Raw genomic sequence first — 3,618 nt, 5'->3', positions numbered from 1 at the left:
GACAAAGTATTGGCTGCTCTCGTTCTTTTTATCTCATATTATATTTGACGCTTACCGTAATTCTCTCTTAATCAAAGAAGATGCGGAAATAAATTCATGAATTATCTAATACCTCTGCATTGGAATCACCCCATCCAGTGTGCGATTATTACATCATCTTTTTTTGTGTGGACACCTGCTTTGCTCTTTCATGTAATAAAGACGCTTTCAACAAAAGAGTGCAACATAATTTTTGCTTCTACAAAAGTAAAATTGTAAATGACTAAAAATAGAGAAGAAATAATAAATTGCAAAATTGTTTACCACCGATTTACATTTCATGATTGGTTGACTCCTTATAAGATGAACGCGTTCAAAATAAAATATAAGGAGTGAATAATCATGGCGTTTAGACCGGATACGAAGTATTATATTGGCAGTAAAGAATATGATACCATTTATGAAGCATTTGATGCTGTCCGTACCATGGCAAAGGGCACGGTGATAAAGGACAAAAATGGGACCACTGTATTTACAAAGGACAACAATTCTAATACCTATCACCTTTATCAGTTTAACGAGTATTATGGAGAGTCGGCAGATCAGAACTATTCCTCTGGAGAGGTGCTTCCTGGCCTTACCAACAACAGCTATGGAAAGATGCTGACGTGGTTGAATAACTTTGCATATAGCAAGGCAGTTGACGGCAATGGTGAGCTCTCTAACAGCAGAATTAGGACGTTCTTTAGACACAGCGATGTTTCCCTCAAAGCCATTTATGAAGAAAAGCAGGAGAAGGCGTCTGGCGGCTACTATTCTGTGGCGACCCTTTCTTCCGCATATGACGGGAAGCAAAATAAAGCTGCTAAAGTTGTTGTAAATTTAAGCGGGATTCGAACCAATTTGACCAATAATACCAATGCGTATTTCTTTGTAGGTATGCATTCTGGGACCAATACGTTTGAATGTGGCCTCCAGCTCCGAAAGTCTGGATCTTCCTATAAGTGGTACGCAATCTGCAACTCCACACTAGATAAGTTTGAGACCCTGAGCGCCACTCCTATTGCCAACATCAACGGCGGAGGAAATGTAACGGTTGAGCTGGTGAAGGAGGATGGGAAGATTACCTCCACAGTGTACTATAATAATGTGGAGAAGTGTAGCAAAGTATATAAAGATTCCCAGTTTGCGGCCAGTCGCTCTAATGAGTTTTATCGTACAATCTCCTTCTGCCCGCATGACTCTAACGACAATCCCACTCCCAATCTGAACAATGGAGAGTACTTTACAGGAACCGCATTTAAGGAGTGCTATATTAAGCGTGGTAGCGACAGCTATGTTGCGTGGAATTATAATTCTTCCTTTAACCAGTATGCGGTGGCGTTCAATGATGAATTCATTGATGTATCTGTCGGCAGTACGGAAAAGGCGGATATCAGCTACAAGGGACGAGACAACAACAGCAAGCTGATCGTAACCTAATGGGCCTAGAGAAGAAATAAAAAGTCACTGACATGGGGGCGCATGACTGAATCATGCGCCCCCCATACTTTTGAAGAAGAAAATAATTTATTGTTGCATTGGCTTTTGTCAGGCGTATTATATAATGGAAAGTAATATAGACATTAGTTCATCGCTAAGATGGAGAGCATATTATGAAACATAGGATTACCTATCTGGATTGTCTGCGCTGTATTGCCATCCTTTTTGTCATCGTCCTGCACGCCATGTCCCCCATCCTCTCCAACCCGGTCTATTACGGCATCTCGTCCTGGTATCTGTGTCTCCTGCAAAACCCGCTGAACCGGACTGGAGTCCCCCTCTTCTTCATGATCAGCGGATATCTGATCCTCCGCTCCCCGGATACCCTCATCCCGTCCACGTTCTATCGGAGACACCTTCTGCGGCTGGCGCTCCCCCTATGCGCCTGGAACCTGATCTATCTGCTTGCCGATGCCCTGCGCACAGGAGTGCCTGTTTCCCTTGATGCCTTTTTCTCCTCCCTGCTGAACCGCGGCCAAAGCTACCACATGTGGTTCGTCTATACGATGATGGGGATCTATCTGGCGGCTCCCTTTCTGAAGCGGATCACAGACGCCTGCACGGGCAGACAGCTGTCCCTGCTTCTCCTCCTCATTATCTTCCCCACCTCTATCCGCCCCCTTCTCAACACAGTACTGCCGGTCTACATCTATCTGTTCGACCCCATCCTGGAGGGATACCTGGGCTTCTTCCTGATGGGGTATCTGCTGGGCCATTACAGCCCTGGCAGACGCATGAGGGCCGTGATTTATTGCGGCGGTGTCATAGGATATCTCTGGGGCGTTCTGGGCAATCTCTGGACCTCGTCTCCCAAGCAGGTCCCTCTGCCCTTCAACGGCGGGTATTCTCTGAATCACTATCTCTGCGCGGCAGCCCTGTTCCTGCTCTGTAAAACGGTTTGCACCCACCATGAGAGAGACCTGCGCCCTTTGGAGAAAATGCTGGCCTCTGCTTCCAATCTGGTATTTGGGGTCTATTGGATACACGTGCTAATCCTTGATTCAATAGCGGATTTGCTTGGCGGTTCTGTGTCTGTAATTCAGCTTCTAAGTTTGGAAATAAGCCTGACAGTTGTTATCTCATTTTGTGCTGCGATGTTAATAGCAAAGATACCATTTTTGAAGAAAATTCTTATATAGCTAGCAAAAGCCGCTGTCACTAGCTTTTGGAGTGACAGCGGCTCTTCACAATAAGTTTTTGGGATGCGCTACTTCATTTGGTTTTTAATGTCTTCAAATCGAGATAACAGGTTATTGAGTTTACCGGGAAGCGGAATTCCTATTTTCCCAATGTTCTCAAAGATACTTATACCTTCATTTGACAAATAGAAAAGAGTTGTCATGGACCGTAGAACATCTGTTGAATCAACTAGGTATTGGTCCGCAACATGGGCAACCGAGATTACTAAAAAAATAGCAACCTTTTTTGCAATTCCTTTTGCACCAATATTGCTGGACAGGTGTTTAGCCTGAATGGCGGCGCAAATTCCAGTGATATAGTCGAGGACCACAAAAATCACAAGAGCATATAGTAGCCCATCTAATTCGCCCAAAAAAATGATAACAAGTTTGCCTAAATAATCAACAACTATTTCTACCATAAAGTAATGCTCCTTTCCAAAGCTGCCTATCTTAAAAATAGTCGGGACTTTATAACGCATATAAATAGTTGACACAAGGGTTCAGATAAGAGATAAAGAGACACATTTTAAAAAAAAGTAAAGGAAGACATTACTTTATGTGAGATTATTTTTAATTGCCTGCTCATTGAAATGAGTGCAACACAAAATAGAGGAATCAGCCGAACAAACTCGAAAGCTCAGATATTTGAACAGAGAATCAATGGCAGAAAAAGCGAAAACAGCTGGCCGGTGTTCCGGTCAGCCGTTTTATAATATGGAATAATTACAGATGTGTTGCCTCAAAGATCAAAATAGGGTCAGTCTCATACTTGCAAAAAGTAATGGACGCATGTTGCAATAGCTTCATAACTGCGTCTAATAGTATAGAGATGAAGAGAAATCTTTCATAAAAATTATTGCAAAGTCTGCAAATAAAAAGTCAATAGGGAAATAAAGCAAAATTGAGGAGAGAAAAA

The 3,618-nt window shown here is 42.9% G+C and carries 3 protein-coding genes; 2 read left to right on the top strand and 1 reads right to left on the bottom strand.

Annotation, left to right across the window (positions count from 1 at the left end):
* Nucleotides 1-381: 381 nt before the first annotated feature.
* Together NE584_RS19160 and NE584_RS19155 are read left to right on the top strand one after the other, a co-directional pair.
* The gene (locus tag NE584_RS19160) at nt 382-1,461 is read left to right on the top strand and encodes a hypothetical protein (RefSeq protein ID WP_108980489.1); all 1,080 of its coding nucleotides are present in this window, start codon (nt 382-384) and stop codon (nt 1,459-1,461) included.
* Between the two features lie 173 nt (nt 1,462-1,634).
* On the top strand, nt 1,635-2,660 hold the full coding sequence (locus tag NE584_RS19155) for an acyltransferase (RefSeq protein WP_108980490.1): 1,026 nt from the start codon (nt 1,635-1,637) through the stop codon (nt 2,658-2,660).
* A gap of 68 nt (nt 2,661-2,728) precedes the next feature.
* Here the strand turns inward: NE584_RS19155 and NE584_RS19150 are convergent, their stop codons facing one another.
* Nucleotides 2,729-3,121: a holin family protein gene (locus tag NE584_RS19150; protein WP_108980491.1), complete on the bottom strand. Its 393-nt coding sequence runs from the start codon at nt 3,119-3,121 to the stop codon at nt 2,729-2,731.
* Between the last annotated feature and the right edge of the window lie 497 nt (nt 3,122-3,618).

This window comes from Clostridium sp. DFI.5.61 (assembly GCF_024462915.1).
In the GTDB taxonomy this organism is placed as follows: Bacteria; Bacillota; Clostridia; order Oscillospirales; family Oscillospiraceae; genus Lawsonibacter; species Lawsonibacter asaccharolyticus.
This window is presented reverse-complemented; position numbering and strand designations above follow the sequence as displayed.